Source organism: Streptococcus vestibularis ATCC 49124 (assembly GCF_000188295.1).
GTDB lineage: Bacteria > Bacillota > Bacilli > Lactobacillales > Streptococcaceae > Streptococcus > Streptococcus vestibularis.
On the sequence record NZ_GL831112.1, the window covers coordinates 147,980 to 168,623 of the forward strand.

Annotated in this window: 20 protein-coding genes and 1 pseudogene; 13 read left to right on the forward strand and 8 right to left on the reverse strand. The window is 40.0% G+C overall.

Annotated elements, in window-relative coordinates:
• Positions 1-18: 18 nt before the first annotated feature.
• The 5 genes from HMPREF9425_RS00800 to HMPREF9425_RS00820 all read left to right on the forward strand — a co-directional run bounded on the left by HMPREF9425_RS00800 (position 19) and on the right by HMPREF9425_RS00820 (position 4,027).
• Positions 19-771: an HAD family hydrolase gene (locus HMPREF9425_RS00800; protein ID WP_003095921.1), complete on the forward strand. Its 753-nt coding sequence runs from the start codon at positions 19-21 to the stop codon at positions 769-771.
• A gap of 85 nt (positions 772-856) precedes the next feature.
• Positions 857-1,555, forward strand: coding sequence for a 2,3,4,5-tetrahydropyridine-2,6-dicarboxylate N-acetyltransferase (gene dapD, locus HMPREF9425_RS00805; RefSeq protein ID WP_037621250.1), 699 nt, complete (start codon positions 857-859; stop codon positions 1,553-1,555).
• A 77-nt stretch (positions 1,556-1,632) separates the two neighbouring features.
• The gene (locus HMPREF9425_RS00810; RefSeq protein WP_003095924.1) at positions 1,633-2,766 is read left to right on the forward strand and encodes an N-acetyldiaminopimelate deacetylase; all 1,134 of its coding nucleotides are present in this window, start codon (positions 1,633-1,635) and stop codon (positions 2,764-2,766) included.
• A 68-nt stretch (positions 2,767-2,834) separates the two neighbouring features.
• On the forward strand, positions 2,835-3,362 hold the full coding sequence (locus HMPREF9425_RS00815) for a 5-formyltetrahydrofolate cyclo-ligase (RefSeq protein ID WP_003095926.1): 528 nt from the start codon (positions 2,835-2,837) through the stop codon (positions 3,360-3,362).
• Positions 3,353-4,027, forward strand: a complete 675-nt coding sequence (locus tag HMPREF9425_RS00820) for a rhomboid family intramembrane serine protease (protein WP_003095927.1) — start codon at positions 3,353-3,355, stop codon at positions 4,025-4,027. Before HMPREF9425_RS00815 ends, HMPREF9425_RS00820 begins: the two co-directional genes overlap by 10 nt.
• 46 nt (positions 4,028-4,073) lie before the next feature.
• Here the strand turns inward: HMPREF9425_RS00820 and galU are convergent, their stop codons facing one another.
• The 6 genes from galU to HMPREF9425_RS00850 form a co-directional block, all read right to left on the reverse strand.
• The gene (gene galU, locus HMPREF9425_RS00825; RefSeq protein WP_003095929.1) at positions 4,074-4,988 is read right to left on the reverse strand and encodes a UTP--glucose-1-phosphate uridylyltransferase GalU; all 915 of its coding nucleotides are present in this window, start codon (positions 4,986-4,988) and stop codon (positions 4,074-4,076) included.
• Positions 4,989-5,005: 17 nt separating this feature from the next.
• Positions 5,006-6,028, reverse strand: a complete 1,023-nt coding sequence (locus HMPREF9425_RS00830) for an NAD(P)H-dependent glycerol-3-phosphate dehydrogenase (protein ID WP_037621619.1) — start codon at positions 6,026-6,028, stop codon at positions 5,006-5,008.
• Positions 6,029-6,146: 118 nt separating this feature from the next.
• The gene (locus tag HMPREF9425_RS00835) at positions 6,147-6,707 is read right to left on the reverse strand and encodes an MptD family putative ECF transporter S component (protein ID WP_003095933.1); all 561 of its coding nucleotides are present in this window, start codon (positions 6,705-6,707) and stop codon (positions 6,147-6,149) included.
• Between the two features lie 8 nt (positions 6,708-6,715).
• Positions 6,716-7,507 (reverse strand): formate/nitrite transporter family protein, encoded by a 792-nt coding sequence (locus tag HMPREF9425_RS00840; RefSeq protein WP_037621251.1) that lies wholly within the window; start codon positions 7,505-7,507, stop codon positions 6,716-6,718.
• Positions 7,508-7,622: 115 nt separating this feature from the next.
• Positions 7,623-8,873, reverse strand: coding sequence for an NAD(P)H-dependent oxidoreductase (locus tag HMPREF9425_RS00845; RefSeq protein ID WP_003095937.1), 1,251 nt, complete (start codon positions 8,871-8,873; stop codon positions 7,623-7,625).
• Positions 8,874-8,891: 18 nt separating this feature from the next.
• Positions 8,892-9,494, reverse strand: a complete 603-nt coding sequence (locus tag HMPREF9425_RS00850; protein WP_037621253.1) for an NADPH-dependent FMN reductase — start codon at positions 9,492-9,494, stop codon at positions 8,892-8,894.
• A 214-nt stretch (positions 9,495-9,708) separates the two neighbouring features.
• Here HMPREF9425_RS00850 and HMPREF9425_RS00855 point away from each other — a divergent pair, with 214 nt between their 5' ends.
• The 4 genes from HMPREF9425_RS00855 (at position 9,709) to HMPREF9425_RS00870 (ending at position 13,126) form a co-directional block, all read left to right on the forward strand.
• A complete protein-coding gene (locus tag HMPREF9425_RS00855) occupies positions 9,709-10,155 on the forward strand; it encodes a dUTP diphosphatase (RefSeq protein WP_003095942.1) in 447 nt (148 codons plus the stop codon).
• A gap of 178 nt (positions 10,156-10,333) precedes the next feature.
• The gene (gene radA, locus HMPREF9425_RS00860) at positions 10,334-11,695 is read left to right on the forward strand and encodes a DNA repair protein RadA (RefSeq protein WP_081448730.1); all 1,362 of its coding nucleotides are present in this window, start codon (positions 10,334-10,336) and stop codon (positions 11,693-11,695) included.
• Between the two features lie 87 nt (positions 11,696-11,782).
• Positions 11,783-12,478, forward strand: coding sequence for a TIGR00266 family protein (locus HMPREF9425_RS00865; RefSeq protein ID WP_003095947.1), 696 nt, complete (start codon positions 11,783-11,785; stop codon positions 12,476-12,478).
• A gap of 150 nt (positions 12,479-12,628) precedes the next feature.
• Positions 12,629-13,126 (forward strand): beta-class carbonic anhydrase, encoded by a 498-nt coding sequence (locus HMPREF9425_RS00870; RefSeq protein ID WP_003092048.1) that lies wholly within the window; start codon positions 12,629-12,631, stop codon positions 13,124-13,126.
• 93 nt (positions 13,127-13,219) lie between these two features.
• Here HMPREF9425_RS00870 and HMPREF9425_RS00875 read toward each other — a convergent pair whose 3' ends face one another.
• Positions 13,220-13,573 (reverse strand): DUF3397 domain-containing protein, encoded by a 354-nt coding sequence (locus HMPREF9425_RS00875; protein ID WP_003095949.1) that lies wholly within the window; start codon positions 13,571-13,573, stop codon positions 13,220-13,222.
• Positions 13,574-13,744: 171 nt separating this feature from the next.
• On the opposite strand from HMPREF9425_RS00875, the gene rplK reads away from it, so the two are divergent.
• The 4 genes from rplK (at position 13,745) to gltX (ending at position 18,746) form a co-directional block, all read left to right on the forward strand.
• On the forward strand, positions 13,745-14,170 hold the full coding sequence (gene rplK, locus HMPREF9425_RS00880) for a 50S ribosomal protein L11 (RefSeq protein WP_002885648.1): 426 nt from the start codon (positions 13,745-13,747) through the stop codon (positions 14,168-14,170).
• A 99-nt stretch (positions 14,171-14,269) separates the two neighbouring features.
• On the forward strand, positions 14,270-14,959 hold the full coding sequence (gene rplA, locus HMPREF9425_RS00885; RefSeq protein ID WP_037621255.1) for a 50S ribosomal protein L1: 690 nt from the start codon (positions 14,270-14,272) through the stop codon (positions 14,957-14,959).
• 180 nt (positions 14,960-15,139) lie between these two features.
• A complete protein-coding gene (locus tag HMPREF9425_RS00890; RefSeq protein WP_003092023.1) occupies positions 15,140-17,110 on the forward strand; it encodes a peptide ABC transporter substrate-binding protein in 1,971 nt (656 codons plus the stop codon).
• 181 nt (positions 17,111-17,291) lie between these two features.
• Entirely contained in the window at positions 17,292-18,746 is a 1,455-nt protein-coding gene (gene gltX, locus HMPREF9425_RS00895; protein ID WP_003095953.1) for a glutamate--tRNA ligase, read from the forward strand.
• 595 nt (positions 18,747-19,341) lie between these two features.
• Here gltX and HMPREF9425_RS09165 read toward each other — a convergent pair.
• Positions 19,342-20,092 (reverse strand): annotated as a pseudogene (locus HMPREF9425_RS09165) (IS30 family transposase).
• Between the last annotated feature and the right edge of the window lie 552 nt (positions 20,093-20,644).

Sequence of the window (20,644 nt, forward strand, 5' to 3'; positions counted from 1 at the left end):
AGTAATGGGTAAAAAGTGATGAAAAATAGAGCCTATAAGAACTACATTTTTGATTTTTATGGTACCTTGGTTGATATCCTAACCGATGAGAAGGATCCTATGTTATGGGATAAATTAGCCCAACTTTACCAGGCTTATGGAGCGGCTTATGAAGGTGATGCTCTTAAAAAGGCTTATGCTAAGCACGTGGATCAGGCCCGTAAGGAGTTAATAGAGCTCAAAGGGGTTGTTTATCCAGAAATTGATTTAGCCCACATTTTTAACCAGCTTTATGTAGATGCTCGGCCTCAGTCTAGTAACTCTAATCAGCTGGACGATTGGGGAAATTTGATAGCTATGGTCTTTCGCGTCTTATCTCGAAAACATTTGACAGCTTATCCTCATACTAAGGAGGTTCTAGCCTTTCTAAAAGAGCAGGGCTATCGTCTCTATCTCTTGTCTAATGCTCAAGCAGCCTTTACTAATGCTGAGATTGACTTAATGGCGTTAAGACCTTACTTTGATGCCATTTACTTGTCTTCGGATGCCGGTATCTGTAAGCCTCAACCTGAATTTTTAAAGCAAGTTTTGGATGATCATGGGGTAAAGCCATCTGAGACTGTCATGGTGGGAAATGACTTGACGACTGATATTGCTGTGGCTGAAGCAGTTGGGATCGATGGTATCTTGCTCAATACCTTCCCGTATTCTCGTCGAGAACTGGAGAATTCCCCAATCAAGCCAGACCGAGTGATTACTGATATAGAAGCTCTAAAGCCAGAATTTACATAAAAATACACTCTATTTGGCAAAAGCAAAGACAATTATCAGAATTTTTGGTATAATAATTCCTAACTTTATGTGAATGGAGAATCTCATGACTGCACAAAAAATGTCTGCACAAGAAATTATCGCTTTTATCGGTAATGCAGAAAAGAAAACAAATGTTAAAGTAACTTTTGAAGGGGAATTGGCAACTGCTGTTCCAACTTCTGTCACTAAGCTTGGCAATGTTCTTTTCGGTGACTGGAAAGATATCGAGCCGCTTCTTGCGAATTTGACGGAAAATAAGGATTATGTTGTGGAACAAGATGGCCGCAACTCAGCTGTTCCATTGCTTGATAAGCGTCACCTTAATGCCCGTATCGAGCCAGGTGCCATTATCCGTGACCAAGTAACGATTGAAGACAATGCTGTCGTTATGATGGGGGCTGTAATCAATATCGGGGCGGAAATCGGTGCAGGTACTATGATTGATATGGGTGCTATCCTTGGTGGTCGTGCTACTGTTGGTAAAAACAGCCACATTGGTGCGGGTGCAGTCCTTGCTGGCGTGATTGAACCAGCTTCAGCAGAGCCAGTACGTATCGGTGATAATGTTCTTGTTGGTGCTAATGCTGTTGTGATTGAAGGTGTTCAAGTAGGTAACGGTTCAGTCGTTGCCGCTGGCGCTATCGTTACTCAAGATGTCCCTGAAAATGTGGTTGTAGCAGGTGTTCCAGCTCGCATCATCAAGGAAATTGATGAAAAAACACAACAAAAAACAGCACTTGAAGACGCTTTGCGTAACTTGTAACATATTGATAGTAGAGGCCTGTAGGGCCTCTATTTCTAGATTCTCTATAAAATAAGAGAAATAAAAAGGATAAAAACATGACACTTGATTTAATTAAAATTAGACGAGACCTTCACCAAATTCCTGAAATTGGTTTGGAAGAATTTAAAACTCAGGCTTATCTCTTAGAGCGTATTGCTGAAATGACTGAAGGTAAGGACTTTGTGGAGCAACGTACTTGGCGTACAGGAATTCTTGTCTATCTTCACGGGCATGCTCCTGAAAAAACTATTGGTTGGCGTACAGATATTGATGGTCTCCCAATCGTAGAGGAAACAGGTCTTGACTTCAAGTCTACTCATGAAGGTCGTATGCATGCTTGTGGACACGATATGCACATGACGACAGCGCTTGGTCTCTTGGATCAGATGCTTCAAGTACAACCTAAAAATAACATGCTCTTCCTCTTCCAGCCGGCTGAAGAAAATGAAGCTGGTGGTATGCTTATGTATGAGGATGGTGCCTTTGGAGACTGGTTGCCAGATGAGTTCTATGGCCTCCACGTCCGTCCAGATTTCAAGGTAGGTGATATTGCGACTAACACAAGCACCCTTTTTGCTGGGACTTGTGAAGTCCTCGTTACTTTCAAGGGGAAAGGTGGACATGCGGCCTTTCCACATGAGGCCAATGATGCTCTTGTAGCAGCTTCTTACTTTATTACTCAGGTGCAAACGATTGTCAGTCGTAATGTTGACCCTATCCAGGGTGGGGTAGTTACCTTTGGTTCTTTCCATGCAGGAACTACTAACAATGTTATCGCTGAAACTGCAGAGGTTTATGGAACTATTCGTACCCTTACTCAGGAAATGAGTCTCCTTATCCAGAAGCGCGTGCGCCAGATTGCAGAAGGAGTAGCAGCTAGCTTTGGTATGGAAGTGGATATCGTGTTGAAACAAGGTGGTTATCTTCCTGTGGAAAATAATCCAGCCTTGGCCAAAGAGTTGATGGCCTTCTTTGATGCTAGCCCAGAAGTTAACCTGATTGATTGTCCACCAGCTATGACGGGCGAGGATTTTGGTTATTTGCTTAGTAAAGTTCCTGGTGTCATGTTCTGGTTGGGAATTGACACGCCATATGCACTTCACCATCCTAAGATGAGTCCAAATGAAGATGCCCTCGCTTTTGCAGTGGCTGAAATTGGAAAATTCCTTAAACACAAGGCAGAAGCCTAACCATAGTTGATACAGCTAAAAAATCTACCAAGTCTGACTTTTGGTAGATTTTTTGATATGATAAACCTATGAAAAATGAACTTAGAAAAACGGTCTTGGCTCAGTTAACTTCACAAGATCCTGAGACTAAGGCTAAGATAGATAAATATCTTTTGGAGCAATTGATTGCCTTACCTGCTTATAAAGATGCCCAGGTGATTGCGACTTATTTGTCTTTCCCTCATGAATATGACACCAGTCTTTTAATCAAGCAGGCTTTAAAGGATGGTAAACGACTTTTGATTCCTAAAACATATAAACAAGGTCGAATGATTTTTGTGGATTATGATCCAGATAATATTGTTGCTACCTCTTTTGGCTTGATGGAACCTGCGTCTGATTTGGCTGTGGAAAAATCAGAGATTGATTTGATTCATGTGCCAGGAGTAGTTTTCAATGCTGAAGGCTATCGCATTGGTTACGGAGCAGGTTACTATGATCGCTATTTGTCTGATTTTGAAGGGGAGACAGTTAGCACGGTTTATCCCTGTCAGGAAATGGATTTTACCCCAGATAGCCATGACATCGCCGTTAGGAAGGTTATTACATGCCAGTAAATGAGTGGAAAAAATACCCAGCAACCTATCTATTGTTGGGGCTTACGACGTTGACTTTTATCTGTCAATATCTTTTAAATAGTTTTCAAGCGACGTCACCCCTTAGTCTCTTTAAGATGGGAGCTATGTATGGGACCTTCGTTCAATACAATCCCTTAGATCTCTGGCGTCTTGTAACACCTATTTTTGTCCATATAGGTGTTGAGCATTTTCTTTTCAATATGCTCACCCTTTATTTTATGGGGAGGATGGCTGAACAGATTTTTGGTACTCTACGTTTTCTAGGACTTTATTTGCTAGCTGGTGTTATGGGAAATGCCTTTACCTTGCTTTTTACACCTAATGTTATTGCAGCTGGTGCTTCGACCTCCTTGTTTGGCCTATTTGCGGCGATTGTGATTCTTGGTTATTATAGTCACAGTCCCTTACTCAATCAGTTGGGCCGTAATTATTTGGCTTTGATTGTTATTAACTTAATCTTCAACCTTTTTACACCTAGTGTTGGGATTACAGGTCATCTCGGTGGTTTAGTTGGGGGTGCTCTGGCAGCTATCTTTTTGGCCAATAAGGTTGAAAGTCGCCTTTTTAGTAGAGGTTGGCGTTCTACAGCCCTTTTAACCTATATTTTACTATTGCTGATTCCTCTAGGATTCACTTATTTTTAAGTCATATGAAAAAAACCATCGAATGTCATGTTCGATGGTTTTTATATTAGTCTTTTTTAGCTGGTTTGCCTTCAAGTTTGTGTCCCAAGTCAATGAGGTATTGCTTGAGGTCATCTTTAACTTGAGGATGTTTAAGAGCGTAATCGATAGACGTTTTCATGAATCCGAATTTGTCACCGACATCATAACGGTCTCCAGTAAATTCGCGAGCAAAGACGCGTTGTGTCTTGTTAAGGGTGTCAATAGCATCAGTCAATTGAACTTCATTTCCAGCACCTGGTTCTTGAGTTTCCAAAATACTGAAAATTTCAGGTGTTAGAAGGTAACGACCGATGATAGCAAGATCACTTGGTGCATCCTCTGGATTTGGTTTTTCAACGAAAGTTTCAACGCTATAACGTCCATTTTCGCCTTTTCCTTGAGGGGCGATGACACCATAAGAAGAAACTTCTTCGTGAGGTACAGGCATAACTGCAATGGTTGATGCGTGTGTTTCCTCATAGTCGTTAATGAGCTGCTTAGTTAAAGGTACTGCTTTGTCGTTAGTGATATCCATAAGGTCATCACCAAGCATAACAACAAATGGCTCATTTCCGACAAATGCTTTGGCTTGAAGAACAGCATCTCCGAGACCACGTGGATGGCTTTGACGAATAAAGTGGAGGTTGATAGCAGTGGTGTCATTAACCAATTTCAACAGGTCTGTCTTACCTTTTTGTTCCAAGTTGTATTCTAACTCGAAGTTTGAATCAAAGTGGTCTTCGATAGAACGTTTTGACTTACCAGTAACCACCAAGATATCTTCGATACCTGATTTGAGGGCTTCTTCAACGATAAATTGGATGGTTGGTTTGTCAACGATAGGCAACATTTCTTTGGCCAAGGCCTTAGTAGCTGGTAAAAAGCGTGTTCCGAGTCCTGCAGCGGGGATGATAGCTTTTCTAACTTTTTGATTTTTCATGAGAACTCCTTAGATTTTTATTTTTTATCCCATTCATTTTCAGAGCGCAATTCATTGGACATCATATTGAGAATAGATTCCTTGATATCAGCACCTTCATAGATAGATTTGTAGATTGCTGTTGTAATTGGCATGTAGACGCCAAGTTCTTGGGCGATTTCGTAGGCAACCTTTGTGGTTGAAATACCTTCGATAACCATTCCCATGTTACGTTCAATGTCTTCTAGCTTTTCTCCACGACCAAGCGCATCCCCAGCACGCCAGTTACGTGAATGGATAGAAGTTCCTGTAACAATAAGGTCCCCAACCCCAGATAGACCGCTGTAAGTCAAAGGATCAGCCCCAAGTTTCACACCAAGACGAGTAATTTCCGCAAGTCCACGAGTAATAACGGCTGCCTTAGCATTGTCCCCATAACCCATACCGTGGAGGGCACCAGCACCTACCGCGATAATGTTTTTAAGAGCACCAGCTGTTTCAACACCAATCACATCTGAATTGGTGTAGAGGCGGAAGTAGTTATTACTGAAAATGCCTTGGACATAGCGTGCCACTTCAAGATCCTTAGATGCTGCTGTAATCAAAGTGATGTCGCGAACGATAGTTTCTTCAGCGTGGCTTGGGCCAGATACGACAACAATTTCACTACGAAGTTCCTTAGGAATCTCTTCTTCAAGGATTGTTGAAAGGCGTTCGTGTGTTCCAGGTTCCAAACCTTTGGAAGCATGCATGACAACAACTTCGTGGTCCAAAAGTTCAGCAACTTGTTTAGCAACTAAGCGAGTAACTTTGGTCGGAACAACAAAGAGAACAGCGTCAACACTATCAAGGGCTTCAGACAGTCCCTTATAGGCTTTAATGTTTTCATCCAAAACCACATCCTTGAAGTAGCGGGTGTTGGTGTGTTTCTCGTTAATTTCATCAATTTGTTCAGGGATGTTTCCCCAAATACGGACCTCGTGTCCGTTGTCGTTGAGTACCTGAGCAAGGGCAGTTCCCCATGAACCAGGGCCCAAGACAGCGATTTTTTGTTTTTTCATCATTAGGTCTCCCTTTAGGTCCTTTCTAACAAAGCAGAAAAAGACTATATTCTTTCTCATTATAACATAAGAAAAGCATGTTTGTCTTGTACTCTCTGTTAGGAAGGCTGATGGCCATTTATCTTTTCAGCCAATTTTGGGCAATGTAGCCTCCAATGAGAGCAGCCATAAGAGTTCCGCCAATCAGGATTAAGATATGACTGCCTGTAAAGGGAACCATAACTTGATTTACATAATCTTGAGTTTTCCCTTTGGCTAGGAGCTGTGCGATATAGGCTTTGGGTGCAAGCCACATGGTGATAATGGGTGCTAAGTTTCCTAGGGAAAAGATCATATAGGAGAGTAGATTTAGTTTATTATTCTCATAGTTCCCTTTCTTAGCTAGAAAATCAGCGACAAAGCCAGCTAAAAAGCTAGGAAGAAAGGCTAGAACAAAGTGCCCAGAGGCAAAGAAGAAGATGGACATAAAGATACCTAGACAGGTAATCGCTCCAAATTGTTTTGTCTTTCTGATAAGCCCCAAGTAGACCCAGCCTGCAAAGATAGCCGCTAAGGCAGGCGTATGATACATATTTTTAACTTTAAAAAAGATTAAATCAATGGCAACTGCAAGGGCTAGGCAAATAAAATAGAGTAGAATAGCTAGGCTGGTTTGTTTGATGAACGTTTTTTGACGCATGTGGTCTCCTAATCAATGTGAGGTGTTTTAGTTTTATTGAGCCAAGAGTATGCCAAACCAATGAAAATACCTCCGCCAATCCAGTTACCGAAGAAAACGACTATCCACTGACGTAGAATATTTGCCAAAGTGAAATTATCTACAGCGTCACGCACACCGTTGAAACCGAGCAACATGAAAGAAGCAAAGTTCGCAATCAAGTGTTCATTAATCAAAAAGACAAACATAAAGATAGCTGATAGCGCAATGAAAATTTTAGCAGATTCTTCTTTGAGGAGCATGTAGCCTAAGATGGCAATATTAACGAACATATTAGCTGTAATACCTTCTGTAAAGTTCATCCAATCTGTTTTTCTAAGCTTGGTTGAGACAGCAGTAACTAAGAAACTCTTGTCAGTCAAATGTTGGAAAGAGAAGGATTGGTTGAAGAACCAGGCCAAGATAAGGGCACCGACAAAATTAAAAAAGGTACAGTAGAGGAGGATGGTACACATCTTGCTCCATTTGATTTTACCATAATAGGCACCACTGGTCAGGAACATCATGTTTGAAGTAGCCAACTCCCCATTGAAAATGAGAACGAAGACCAATCCGATAGCAAAGATAAAGGCAAAGACGAAGCGGGAAAGGGCTGGAATACCCGTAGCGATAACATCCGCGCCAATAATTCCTACAGCAGTTGACATGGTAAGATAAGCTCCTGCAAGCATAGAACGCAAGGCGTAGCGCCCCAGACTTTCGTCAAAGAGAGCTTCTTTTTTAGCGCAAGCAGCGAAAACTTTTTCTTGAAATTGAGACATAGGTTTACCTCTAAAATGTGTGGCTTGGAGCATGGCAAATGCGCAAGCTCGAGTGAAAATGAATCTAAGATGACCATGAAAAAAGTCAGGACAGTTGCCCCAACTTTTCCAAGTCTTAGTATGAGGATGCTCCAGATGTAGCATCTGCGGCTGGAGCTACATCGCCACCGTGACCACCAGCGTCTGACGCTCCGGATGTTGCGTCGCTACCGCCATGACTAGCTGCAGCCGGTGCAAAAGGACCGCTTCCTCCGACAAGGCGTTGACCAGTTGTTTCGAGATACCAGTCAAGCCATGGTTTAAAGTTAAAGACGATTTCATTGATTCCTGCATAAGAACCATCATCATAGTACATAGCCTGATAGTTATGCGTATTGATAACTCCTTCAGGTGACCCTGGAACAATCGTACGAACATATTCTTGGTTGCCGTTACGAAGGGTACCGATAACCCATTCCACATTCTTCATACGAGCTGGTGGAAGTGAACCGTGAACTGTTGATATACGGCTACCTGATTGAGGCGGTACACGTTTGGCGAACATAGTATCAGGATCTTGATGGGCGTTATTGTAGTAGAGGAACTGGTTATTATCATCGGCATAGGTCAATTCAAATGGCATAGCCTTGAGGAACATGTCAATTTGATTAACCGTCAAAATACCGTGGTCCAATTTCACGTAGGTATCACCAGATACGGCACCAGTGATTTCAGCTACTTTTTCTACCCATTCAGGATCATCAGGGTCGACCTCAGTAACAGTTGTAGCGATTGGATTGTTACAATCCAAGTCTTCAGGCTCAATTGGTTTTGGTTTTTTCAATTTAGCAACCACTCCTACATATTGGATGAAATTGTCTAAGCATTGTTCAAGGAAATTAATAGTACCTTCGTTAGTAATGTTCCCCTCAAGGTCAAAAGCTTCTTTAGCCTTTCCAAGCAAGAATTCATTACCTGGAAGTGTATAAGCATTAACACCAGGCGCTTCAAGGATTTTACGCAAATGCACTTGGGCACGTGAAGTCCCTTGATCGTAATAAGAAGCACCAACAATCATTACAGGCTTGTTTTCAAATGGGTGCACTTCGAATGAGAGCCACTCTAAAACTGATTTAAGTGCTGCAGAGATAGTGTGGTTGTGCTCAGGTGTAGCAATGATAACACCATCAGCGCGTGTAATTTTGTTATTAAGTAAGCGAAGTTGGAAACTTTCATCCCATTTTTCATCTTGATTAAACATAGGGACTTCATCAATTTCTAAAACTTCAAGTTCAAATTTAATTTTAAAATGTCTTCTGATAAATTCGAGCAGTTTACGGTTATATGATTGATCATAATTTGCTCCAACGAGTCCAACAAATTTCATAGTTTATATTCTCCTGTCTTATAGGCTTTCCCAGTCGAAGTCTTCAGCTTCTTTATGTAGCAACTCTGTAGCATGTGAGAGTTTACCAGTAATTTTGACGTAGAGACGGAAGTCATCGAAAATAGCATCTAATTTTTTGATGACATCAAGGTCAACTAAATCGCCGTTGCTATCAAAAGCTTGAAGGGAATGTGAGAGCAAGAATTCGTCTGGAAGCACATTAGCTTTGATTTCTGGAGCATTCAAAATTTGACGAAGTTGTAGCTGTGCACGAGAAGCTCCTAGGGTTCCATAAGATGCCCCTGTAATCATAACAGGCTTATTCAAAAGAGGGAAAACACCGTATGAGAGCCAGGCCAAAGCATTCATGAGAACAGCCGGAATTGAGTGGTCATACTCAGGTGTTCCAATGATGACACCATCAGCTTCATCGATTTTTTTAGCGATTTCTAGTGCACTTTCTGGCAATTGCTTATTGGCAGGTTTGTTAAAGACAGGAAGATCTCTGATTTCTACAAGTTCAATTTCTGCCTTATCTGCAAAATGCTTCTGAATATATTGCAATAATTGTCTATTAGTTGAACGTTTTGAATTCGTACCAACAAGTCCGATGAATTTCATGACAATTCTCCTTAAAAGTATTATATCTAGTATCATGTTAGCGTTTTCCTAGGCAAAAGTCAATCTTCGTTTGATGAGAATACGATTAGACTATTACTTTTGTCATCTTATTTCGAATAGATTATAATAGGATAGATTTAAGAAATATTCTTCTTAAATTCAGTGTAGCTGATTTTACAAGAATTAGTTAACTGATGTATTGAAAGGAAAAATAATGACTAAAATTCGTGGATTTGAACTTGTATCAACCTATAACAATCAGGACTTACTTCCAAAGCGGGAGACTGCCCATGCGGCTGGCTATGATTTAAAGGTTGCGGAGAATACTGTAATTGCTCCTGGGGAAATTGTTCTCGTACCAACAGGTGTTAAGGCTTACATGCAACCTGGTGAGGTTCTCTATCTCTATGACCGTTCCTCTAACCCTCGTAAAAAAGGTCTGGTCTTAATCAACTCAGTTGGAGTTATTGATGGCGATTACTATGGAAATCCTGGGAATGAAGGTCACATCTTCGCCCAGATGAAAAATATTACTAATCAGCCCGTGACTCTTGAAGTTGGCGAACGCATGGTTCAGGCTGTCTTCGCACCTTTCTTAATCGCAGATGGGGACGAAGCAGATGGCGTTCGAACTGGTGGGTTCGGGTCAACTGGAAAATAGAAGAAATTTGCGGCCGGCTTGCTGGTTATATCTTCTCGTATCTTTGAGAAGCATAGGGCTTATTGCTTAACCAATCTGGATTTAAAAGAGTTTTTCTAGAGAAATGGTATTAAAAGCTAGAGCTTATAGGGGTAGATGGCAATGTCTGAGTTTATCATGAAAGGAAAGGATTAGAATCATAGCTAAGAAAAAATCAACTTTTGTTTGTAGAGAATGTGGCTACAATTCACCCAAATATCTAGGACGCTGTCCCAATTGTTCTTCTTGGTCCTCTTTTGAGGAAGAAGTTGAGGTGCAGGAGGTTAAAAATGCCCGTGTCAGTTTGACGGGTGAAAAGTCCAAACCTACTAAGTTAAAAGAAGTCTCTTCAATTAACTACGCCCGCATAAAAACTGATATGGACGAGTTTAACCGTGTTTTAGGTGGCGGTGTGGTTCCGGGGAGTTTGGTCCTTATTGGAGGAGATCCAGGAATAGGGAAATCCACCCTTCTCTTACAAGTGTCAACACAGCTGGCTAACAAGGGAACGGTCCTCTATGTTTCTGGGGAAGAATCGGCCGAGCAAATCAAATTGCGGAGTGAACGTTTAGGTGATATTGATAACGAATTTTATCTGTATGCTGAGACCAATATGCAAGCCGTCCGTAGCCAAGTCGAGGCTATCAAACCCGATTTCCTTATTATCGACTCAATTCAGACCATCATGAGCCCAGAGATTTCTGGCGTTCAAGGATCTGTTTCCCAGGTTCGTGAAGTAACTGCCGAACTCATGCAGATTGCCAAAACCAATAACATTGCCACTTTTATTGTTGGGCATGTGACCAAGGAGGGACAGCTGGCTGGACCACGTATGTTGGAGCACATGGTGGATACGGTGCTCTATTTTGAGGGGGAACGTCATCATACCTTCCGTATTCTGCGAGCAGTTAAAAACCGTTTTGGTTCAACCAATGAAATTGGGATTTTTGAAATGCAGTCAGGTGGTCTGGTCGAGGTACTAAACCCTAGCCAAGTTTTCTTAGAAGAACGCCTAGACGGTGCCACAGGTTCTGCCATTGTTGTCACAATGGAGGGGAGTCGACCTATCCTAGCTGAGGTTCAAGCTTTGGTGACACCGACCGTCTTTGGTAATGCAAAGCGGACAACGACGGGACTGGACTTTAACCGTGTCAGCCTTATCATGGCTGTCTTAGAGAAACGTTGCGGCCTTCTTCTCCAAAATCAAGATGCCTATCTCAAATCAGCTGGTGGTGTCAAGTTGGACGAGCCAGCTATTGACCTTGCAGTTGCTGTTGCTATCTCCTCTAGTTACAAGGAGCTTCCAACCAATCCACAAGAAGCCTTTATAGGAGAAATTGGCTTGACCGGAGAGATTCGTCGTGTGACTCGTATTGAGCAGCGTATCAATGAAGCCGCTAAACTAGGTTTTACTAAGATTTATGCTCCTAAAAATTCGCTTCATGGCATGAAGATTCCAGAAGGTATACAGGTCATTGGGGTCACGACGGTAGGAGAAGTACTCAAAAAAGTTTTTTCTTAAGATAACAAAAAATCCGCTTTTTTGGAAACGTTTGCAAAAGTATACCTCCAATGCTATACTTTTCATAAGGATAGGGAGGTATTTATTATGCAATTTTTCACAGACAGCAACATGCAATTCCCTTTAGTAGAGTTGTCTCTTAATCAAGGTGAAACAGTCTTTATCCAGCGTGGTAGTATGGTATATCACACACCAAATGTGACACTGAGTACCAAATTAAATGCCAGTGGATCAGGTCTAGGTCGCTTTGTAAAAGCCGTTGGGCGTTCAATGGTTTCGGGTGAAAGTAGCTTTATTACTCAGGTTATCTCACAGTCCAATAACGGTTATATAGCCTTGGCCCCTGATTCTCCAGGTCAAGTGATTCCACTTTATTTAGGTGAAAAACAGTACCGACTAAACGACGGTGCCTTTCTAGCACTTGATGGCACAGCTTACTATACAATGGAGCTCCAGTCTGTTGGTAAGGCTCTTTTTGGTGGTCAGGGTGGTTTCTTCGTCATGACGACTCAAGGCCAAGGAACCCTCTTGGCAAATGCCTACGGTTCTATTAAAAAAATTGAGCTAAACAATCAAGAAGTGACTATTGATAATGCTCATGTCGTTGCCTGGAGTCAGACACTTGATTATAATATTCACTTGGAAAATGGTTTCTGGCAGTCTATTGGGACAGGAGAGGGTGTTGTTAATACCTTTAGAGGAACAGGTGAAATTTATGTTCAAAGTCTCAATCTTCAAACCTTTGCAGGCTTGCTTAATAGATACTTGCCAAAACGTTCATAATATGAATTGAAGGAGAATGGATGCTAACAAGCATCCATTCTCCTTTTTATGTTGCGAACTCAATAGCTGACAAGTTAAGAAAAAGATGATAAGATAGTGTATAAATAATTTGATAGTCAAATTATTTTCTTCATTAGAAAGTGAGTTATTATGTCTTATTTTGAAAACTTTCTCAATGCCAACAAAGCCTATGTTGACCTCCACGGGACAGCCCATCTTCCCTTGAAACCAAAGACTAAGGTGGCTATTGTGACTTGTATGGATTCACGCCTTCACGTTGCCCAGGCCTTGGGGTTGGCCCTAGGTGACGCTCATATTTTACGTAATGCGGGTGGTCGTGTGACGGAAGATATGATTCGTTCTTTGGTCATTTCTCAACAGCAGATGGGGACACGAGAAATTGTAGTTCTCCACCATACAGATTGTGGTGCTCAGACCTTTAAGAACGATGAGTTTACCGCCTATCTCAATAAAGAACTTGGTGTTGATGTTTCTGATCAAGATTTTCTTCCATTCACAGATGTAGAAGAGAGTGTTCGTGAAGATATGGCTATTCTTCGTCAGTCACCGCTTATTCCTGAGGATGTTATCATCTCCGGTGCGGTTTATGATGTAGATACTGGTCGAATGACTCAGGTCCTCCCTTAATATCGAAAAATTGAGCAGGCGTGATTGCCTGCTTTTTTATAATTCAATGAAAAAAACTCAGCACACAATATAAATGCTGAGTTAATCTAGTTTTTAAGAAACGATAAAAATGAGAATCACGGTCCCCAAATAGAAAAGACTAGTGATAAAAAAGCTTATACGCCAGAACAACTTAAGAAAACGTTTAAGCTTGAAAGATTGTGCTTTTCTTAGCATCTGAATCGTGATAATGATAGCCACCAAGGATAATAAGATGGTGATGTAAGGCAAAAAACTATGGGTAAAGAAACGGGCTGATACAGCAACCACTTCAATAAAATAAAGTGGGAAGGTAAGGTCAGCGAAATTAAGCCCGAGATATTTTAAACTGAAGAAGCGGTGGATAATAAAAGCAAAGATAGGTGTTAAAATCAAAAATGCTATAGCAAAGAATTTATATAGAATCATAAGTCTATTTTACCTCGAAAAGGCCTTTATGTAAATTTTTTCCTAAACTTAATAAGAAATTCTTGCATCTAAAAAGAATTTCTGTATAATAGATAGGGTATGTAAAAACATACTTGTGGGAGGTAACAAAACTTACTTACCGCCAAAACCACAATAGGAGGAAATTACAAAATGGCTAAAAAAGTCGAAAACATCGTAAAACTTCAGATTCCTGCTGGTAAAGCGACTCCAGCTCCACCAGTTGGACCAGCTCTTGGTCAAGCCGGAATCAACATCATGGGATTCACTAAAGAGTTTAACGCTCGTACAGCTGATCAAGCTGGTATGATTATCCCAGTTGTTATCTCTGTGTATGAAGATAAATCATTTGATTTCATCACTAAAACACCACCAGCTGCTGTTCTTTTGAAAAAAGCTGCAGGTGTTGAAAAAGGTTCAGGTACTCCAAACTCAGTTAAAGTTGCTTCAGTAACTCGTGCACAAGTACAAGAAATTGCTGAAACTAAAATGCCTGACTTGAACGCTGCAAACATCGAATCAGCTATGCGTATGATCGAAGGTACTGCACGTTCAATGGGATTCACTGTTACTGACTAATTCAGTTAACAAGAAAACCACAGACGTCGTCTCACTTCGCTGAGTGACGTGGAAGATGAAAGTCGTTATGACCACATTACACAAGGAGAAATAATTAACATGGCTAAAAAAAGCAAACAAATGCGTGCTGCTCTTGAGAAAATCGACAGCACAAAAGCTTACAGCGTAGAAGAAGCTGTAGCTCTTGCACAAGAAACTAACTTCGCAAAATTCGATGCTACTGTTGAAGTATCATACAATCTTAACATTGATGTTAAGAAAGCTGACCAACAAATCCGTGGAGCAATGGTATTGCCAAACGGTACTGGTAAAACTCAACGTGTTCTTGTATTTGCCCGTGGTGCTAAAGCTGAAGAAGCTAAAGCAGCAGGTGCTGACTTCGTTGGTGAAGACGAACTCGTTGCTAAAATCAACGGTGGATGGCTTGACTTTGACGTTGTTGTTGCAACACCAGACATGATGGCAATCGTTGGTCGTCTTGGACGTGTCCTTGGACCACGTAACTTGATGCCAAACCCTAAAACTGGTACAGTAACTATGGACGTTGCTAAAGCAGTTGAAGAGTCTAAAGGTGGTAAAATCACTTACCGTGCTGATAAAGCAGGTAACGTACAAGCTATCATCGGTAAAGTTTCATTCGAATCTGAAAAATTGGTTGAAAACTTTAAAGCATTTAACGATGCTATTCAAAAAGCTAAACCAGCTACAGCGAAAGGTACTTATATCACAAACCTTTCAATCACTACTACACAAGGTGCTGGTATCAAAGTTGATCCTAACTCATTGTAAGAATAGTAAAAACCTATCTTCGGATAGGTTTTTTTAATTGAGCTAGATAGGAATACTTGAGTAGAAAATAAAAAATCTTCAGAAAGTAGTGTTGATTGTTGGAGGTTATGGTATAATTTACGCGTATACACATAATTTTTGATTTAAAACTTTTTACGTTACAATTTAAGGAGGTAATGAATGAAAAAGAGTAAGGTATTTTTACTGGTAGCCGTAGGCCTGTTATCTGTAGGTGTATTAACGGCTTGCTCGTCATCAAGTAAGACGTCTGGGAAGACTTATAATTATGTTTACGGTGGCGATCCTGCAACCCTAGACTATGTTTCTACAAATAAGAAAAATATGACAACAGCCGTTAGTAATGGTGTTGATGGTTTGTTTGAAAATGACCAATACGGGAATCTAAAACCTTCTGTCGCTGAAAACTGGTCTGTTTCTCAAGATGGTTTGACTTATACTTACAAGATTCGTAAGGGTGTCAAATGGTACACTTCAGACGGCGAAGAATATGCCAATGTAACAGCTAAAGACTTTGTAACAGGTCTTAAGCATGCTGCTGATACTAATTCTGAAGCGATTTATTTGCTACAAAACTCAGTTAAGGGCTTGAATGATTACCTTTCAGGTGCAAACAAGGACTTCTCAAATGTAGGTATCAAAGCAGTTGATGATTACACTTTGCAATATACGCTTAGTCAACCAGAACCTTACTGGAACTCAAAATTGACTTACTCTGTCACTTGGCCTGTTAACGCAGGATTTTTGAAATCTAAAGGAAAAGATTTTGGTAAGTCAACGGATCCAACGTCTATTCTTTATAACGGACCATACCTTCTTAAAGCTTTGACAACTAAATCGTCTATTGAGTTCACCAAGAATGAAAATTATTGGGATAAGGATAATGTCTACTTTGACAATATCAAATTAACTTATGATGATGGATCAGATCAAGAGTCTTTGGAACGTAAGTTCACTGATGGTGTCTACACATTAGCTCGCCTCTTCCCTAATAGCTCAAATTATTCTAAGGTTTCTAAAAAGTATAAAGATAATATCTATACTACTCAACCAGCAGCATCAGTAGAGGGGGTTGGTATTAATATTGATCGCCAAACTTACAATAATACCTCTAAAGAAAATGACCAACAGAAATCATCAACTAAAGCAGCACTTCTTAATAAGGATTTCCGTCAATCATTAGGATTTGCCATTGATCGTACAAATTATGCGGCTCAGTTGAATGGTAAAGAAAGTGCTAATACAGCTGTTCGTAATATCTTTGTTAAACCAGACTTTGTTCAGGCAGATGGTAAAGATTTCGGAACAATGGTAATGGATCAACTTCCAGCTTATGGTGATGAGTGGTCTGGTGTGAATCTTGCAGATAGTCAGGATGGTCTTTACAATCCAGAAAAAGCTAAGGCTGAGTTCGCGAAAGCTAAGGAAGCTCTTCAAGCAGAAGGAGTTCAGTTCCCAATTCATTTGGACGTTCCAGTAAACCAAACAAGTAAAATTTTTGTGAATCAAGTGCAATCTCTCAAACAGTCTATTGAAGCTACACTTGGAAAAGAGAATGTTGTAATTGATATCCATCAATTGTCAGCTGACGATTTCTACAATATTACTTACTATGCTTCGAATGCAGCAGCAGAGGATTGGGACTTGTCGGTTGGTGTTGCTTGGGAGCCTGATTACCTCGATCCATCTACATATCTTGATGTTTTGAAAACGACTAGTAGCGAAAACACCAAGTCCTTTATGGGTTACGACAATCCAAATAGTCAAGCTGTGGAAAAAGTAGGTCTTAAAGAATATGACCAATTAGTTGAAGATGCTTCTAAGGAAACTACAGATTTGACACGTCGTTATGAAAAATATGCTAAAGCTCAAGCATGGTTGACAGATAGTGCCCTCTATCTTCCAACTACCGCTTATAGTGGTGCGGCAACGGTAGTTTCTCGCATCCAGCCATTCTCAGGAGCTTACGCTCAAGCTGGTGATAAAGGTTCTACTTACTACTTCAAGTATATTAAATCTCAAGATGATATTGTAACTAAGAAACAATATGATTCAGCTTATAAAGATTGGCTTAAAGAGAAAGCAAAATCTAATGACAAAGCTCAAAAAGATCTTGCAAAACACGTTAAGTAAACTATCGAAAACGTCTACCTTTAGGTAGTCGTTTTTTTGACAAAATTCCTCGAACCACCTTTAGATTGTGTTATAATAAGAGGGATTGGTACTTATAAGCTTATGCTTAAGCTTGGGGAGAGCCTTCAAGCTAACCAGGTATCCAAAGACTGAAGAATAAAACATAAAAAGGAGATTTATCTTGGCTAAAGATATCCGCGTTCGTTACGCACCAAGTCCAACAGGGCTACTACACATTGGTAATGCCCGTACGGCATTGTTTAATTACCTCTATGCACGTCATCATGGCGGTACTTTCATTATCCGTATTGAAGATACTGACCGTAAGCGTCACGTTGAAGATGGTGAACGTTCACAGCTTGATAACTTGCGTTGGTTGGGAATTGATTGGGATGAAAGCCCTGAAACACATGAAAATTACCGTCAATCAGAGCGTTTGCCACTTTACCAAAAATATATTGATCAACTTTTGGCAGAGGGTAAGGCTTACAAGTCATATGTAACTGAAGAAGAATTGGCTACAGAACGTGAACGTCAAGAAGCAGCAGGTGAAACACCTCGTTATATTAACGAGTTCCTTGGTATGACTGAAGAAGAAAAAGCTGCTTACATCGCAGAACGTGAAGCGGCTGGCATTATTCCTACAGTTCGTTTGGCTGTTAATGAGTCAGGAATCTATAAATGGCATGATATCGTTAAAGGAGATATCGAATTTGAAGGTGGCAATATCGGTGGTGATTGGGTTATCCAGAAGAAGGATGGTTACCCAACTTACAACTTTGCGGTTGTTGTTGATGACCACGATATGCAAATTTCACACGTTATCCGTGGAGATGACCACATTGCCAATACACCAAAACAGCTTATGGTTTATGAAGCTCTTGGTTGGGAAGCACCTGAGTTTGGACATATGACCCTTATCATCAATTCTGAAACTGGTAAGAAGTTGTCTAAACGTGATACTAATACCCTTCAATTTATCGAAGATTACCGTAAAAAAGGTTACCTTCCAGAAGCGGTCTTCAACTTTATTGCTCTTCTAGGTTGGAATCCTGGTGGCGAGGACGAAATCTTCTCTCGCGAAGAACTTATCAAACTCTTTGATGAAAACCGTCTAAGCAAGTCTCCAGCGGCCTTTGACCAGAAGAAACTGGATTGGATGAGTAATGACTACATCAAGAATGCTGATTTCGATAAGATCTTTGCTCTTTGCAAACCTTTCTTGGAAGAAGCTGGTCGTTTAACAGATAAAGCTGAAAAATTAGTGGAACTCTACAAACCACAGATGACAGCTGCAGAAGAAATTGTTCCTCTTACAGATCTCTTTTTTGAAGATTTCCCAGAATTGACAGAGGCTGAAAAAGAAGTTATGGCTGGTGAAACAGTACCAACAGTACTTGAGGCCTTTAAAGCCAAACTCGAAGCTATGTCTGATGATGAGTTTGTTGTTGAAAACATTTTCCCTCAGATTAAGGCTGTTCAAAAAGAAACAGGAATTAAAGGGAAAAACCTCTTCATGCCAATTCGTATCGCTGTTTCAGGAGAGATGCACGGCCCAGAATTACCAGAGACTATCTTTTTACTTGGTCGTGAAAAATCTATTAAACATATTGATCAAGTTCTTGCAACACTATAAAAAATTAACCCAACATTTGTTGGGTTTTCGAATATGCATAAGTAATATGTCAGCAATCATATGATTTTAGTTAAGAGTGTTTTTATAATAGATTTGTAATAAAAAGTAGAGAGAAGTTAAGATTTGGTTGGTGTTTCTACTACGCCATTGACATGTATCCATAAATTGAGGTTCAGTTAAAGAGCTTGGGGTATCTAGGCTCTTTTTTATGTTTTGTAAATAAATTTACATGTGACATGTTCTGACTGTCAGCTGAATAGTTGATGGTTCTTAACTAGGAAAAAATAGATTTATATTTTTAGTTTTTTCTAATAGGAATGATGCTAAATTATATATTTATCTTACAATAAAGTAGGTTAATTTTTGAAAGGAAAAGTGGGAGTCTAGAGATGATCGTTTTGTTTACGGTTCCACGCCTATTGGCTCTTTTAATTGTTAGTCGTGATATGTCAGGTTTGCTCAAAGCTTGGAAGAGTAAATGTTGGTTTATCGTTGGGAGTCTCTTGCTTATTTGTAGGAGGCATTACGGGATGGCTTTTAGCACATCTGCTTTTCTACCTTTTCTTAGGATAAATTGCAAGAATAAGTGCAACATTTACTCTAACTCATCTAATAGTGCTTCACAAGCGGTTCTGTAAGCTAAACATTTTCGTGTCGGTGATTGATATCATATAGGGCCTTGTTCAAAGCCTTATCAGAGATAGTGGCTAAATCCGTTTTCTTTGGGAAGTATTCTCTTGGTAAGCCATTTGCGTTCTCATCGCTTCCTTTCTGCCAAGATGAATAGGCGTCCGCTATCTTGAAAGCTAAGTAAAAACAAGTTTTTCGCTCTAGAAAGGTCGCTAAACACCTCTTACTTTTGCCTCTGGAAGACACCACAGTATCAAGTTTCCAGTGGCCAAAAGTTTCACGATTCTAGACCTCTTTGGGACGTTTGACAATTGGCGTACCAATTCTAAATCTTCCACGTGTTTCTTTGGGCTGTCGACTTTTTCCTTTACGACGAAGGACGCTCAAATACAGATCAATCAAACCATCATAGAGCCAGTTATAGATGGTTTTAAAAGCTACCATTGGCTCTTGTTCAAACTGATAGCGGCCACAAATCTGTTCAGGCGACAGGAGGATTTTAAACTGTCCTCAATTTCCTTTTTCAACTCTGGTGTCAAACAAGACTTCCGACCTTTTTGTTTAGCCCTGTGGTCATACTGTTCCTGTGCTAAGGCTGCGGAATAACCATTTTGGCATCGTCTTAATTCTCTTGAAATGGTAGACTTATGGACGCCAAGTTTACTTGCAATTTGGCAAGGTTTCAAACCTAATTTCAAGTAGGTTTCTATCTTTATTCAATCGGTTATGGTAGGATGGAGGGCAACTCATAGTTTTTTCTCGGCTTCTGTTTGTTTCGTTACTTACAGTTTACACCAATGAAAGGCTATGAGTTTTTTGTTGCACTATATTTTGCAATTTATCGGTCTAAAAAGTATATGATTATCTTATAAGTAACTAATTTCTGTAAAAATACTAAATAGATGGCTTTTAGTGATAAAATTTATAAAAAATAGATTAAGAAATTGCAGTTCAGGATAAAAAACGACATTCATTCTATCTAAAATTGCTGTTGGATTCTCTACCGATGATGCTGTTGTTCAAAAGGTCTGTACTTTGTACAGGCCTTTTGGCATTTTAGAAGATAAATAGTTAAAGATGCTTTTGAATCTATTTGTATAGTTTCAAAAGTATTTTTTTATTTTTCATCACCTTTTGCATAAAATTGAATAAAAATTAAAATTTAAGCACTTTTTAGGTCAAAAGAATAAATAAAAACAAATAAAACGAAATAAATATAAAAAAATAACAAAAAAGTATTGACAAGTGAATAAATATGCAATATAATT

Bases quoted from the DNA above. Each gene is read 5' to 3' on its own strand.
- HMPREF9425_RS00850 (WP_037621253.1), bottom strand. From the start codon at position 9,494: ATGAAATTCATCGGACTTGTTGGTACGAATTCAAAACGTTCAACTAAT.
- rplK (WP_002885648.1), top strand. From the start codon at position 13,745: ATGGCTAAAAAAGTCGAAAACATCGTAAAACTTCAGATTCCTGCTGGT.
- HMPREF9425_RS00810 (WP_003095924.1), top strand. From the start codon at position 1,633: ATGACACTTGATTTAATTAAAATTAGACGAGACCTTCACCAAATTCCT.
- HMPREF9425_RS00845 (WP_003095937.1), bottom strand. From the start codon at position 8,873: ATGAAATTTGTTGGACTCGTTGGAGCAAATTATGATCAATCATATAAC.
- HMPREF9425_RS00835 (WP_003095933.1), bottom strand. From the start codon at position 6,707: ATGCGTCAAAAAACGTTCATCAAACAAACCAGCCTAGCTATTCTACTC.
- HMPREF9425_RS00865 (WP_003095947.1), top strand. From the start codon at position 11,783: ATGCAATTTTTCACAGACAGCAACATGCAATTCCCTTTAGTAGAGTTG.
- HMPREF9425_RS00815 (WP_003095926.1), top strand. From the start codon at position 2,835: ATGAAAAATGAACTTAGAAAAACGGTCTTGGCTCAGTTAACTTCACAA.
- HMPREF9425_RS00875 (WP_003095949.1), bottom strand. From the start codon at position 13,573: ATGATTCTATATAAATTCTTTGCTATAGCATTTTTGATTTTAACACCT.
- HMPREF9425_RS00890 (WP_003092023.1), top strand. From the start codon at position 15,140: ATGAAAAAGAGTAAGGTATTTTTACTGGTAGCCGTAGGCCTGTTATCT.
- dapD (WP_037621250.1), top strand. From the start codon at position 857: ATGACTGCACAAAAAATGTCTGCACAAGAAATTATCGCTTTTATCGGT.
- HMPREF9425_RS00870 (WP_003092048.1), top strand. From the start codon at position 12,629: ATGTCTTATTTTGAAAACTTTCTCAATGCCAACAAAGCCTATGTTGAC.
- galU (WP_003095929.1), bottom strand. From the start codon at position 4,988: ATGAAAAATCAAAAAGTTAGAAAAGCTATCATCCCCGCTGCAGGACTC.
- rplA (WP_037621255.1), top strand. From the start codon at position 14,270: ATGGCTAAAAAAAGCAAACAAATGCGTGCTGCTCTTGAGAAAATCGAC.
- HMPREF9425_RS00800 (WP_003095921.1), top strand. From the start codon at position 19: ATGAAAAATAGAGCCTATAAGAACTACATTTTTGATTTTTATGGTACC.
- HMPREF9425_RS00855 (WP_003095942.1), top strand. From the start codon at position 9,709: ATGACTAAAATTCGTGGATTTGAACTTGTATCAACCTATAACAATCAG.
- HMPREF9425_RS00820 (WP_003095927.1), top strand. From the start codon at position 3,353: ATGCCAGTAAATGAGTGGAAAAAATACCCAGCAACCTATCTATTGTTG.
- HMPREF9425_RS00830 (WP_037621619.1), bottom strand. From the start codon at position 6,028: ATGAAAAAACAAAAAATCGCTGTCTTGGGCCCTGGTTCATGGGGAACT.
- HMPREF9425_RS00840 (WP_037621251.1), bottom strand. From the start codon at position 7,507: ATGTCTCAATTTCAAGAAAAAGTTTTCGCTGCTTGCGCTAAAAAAGAA.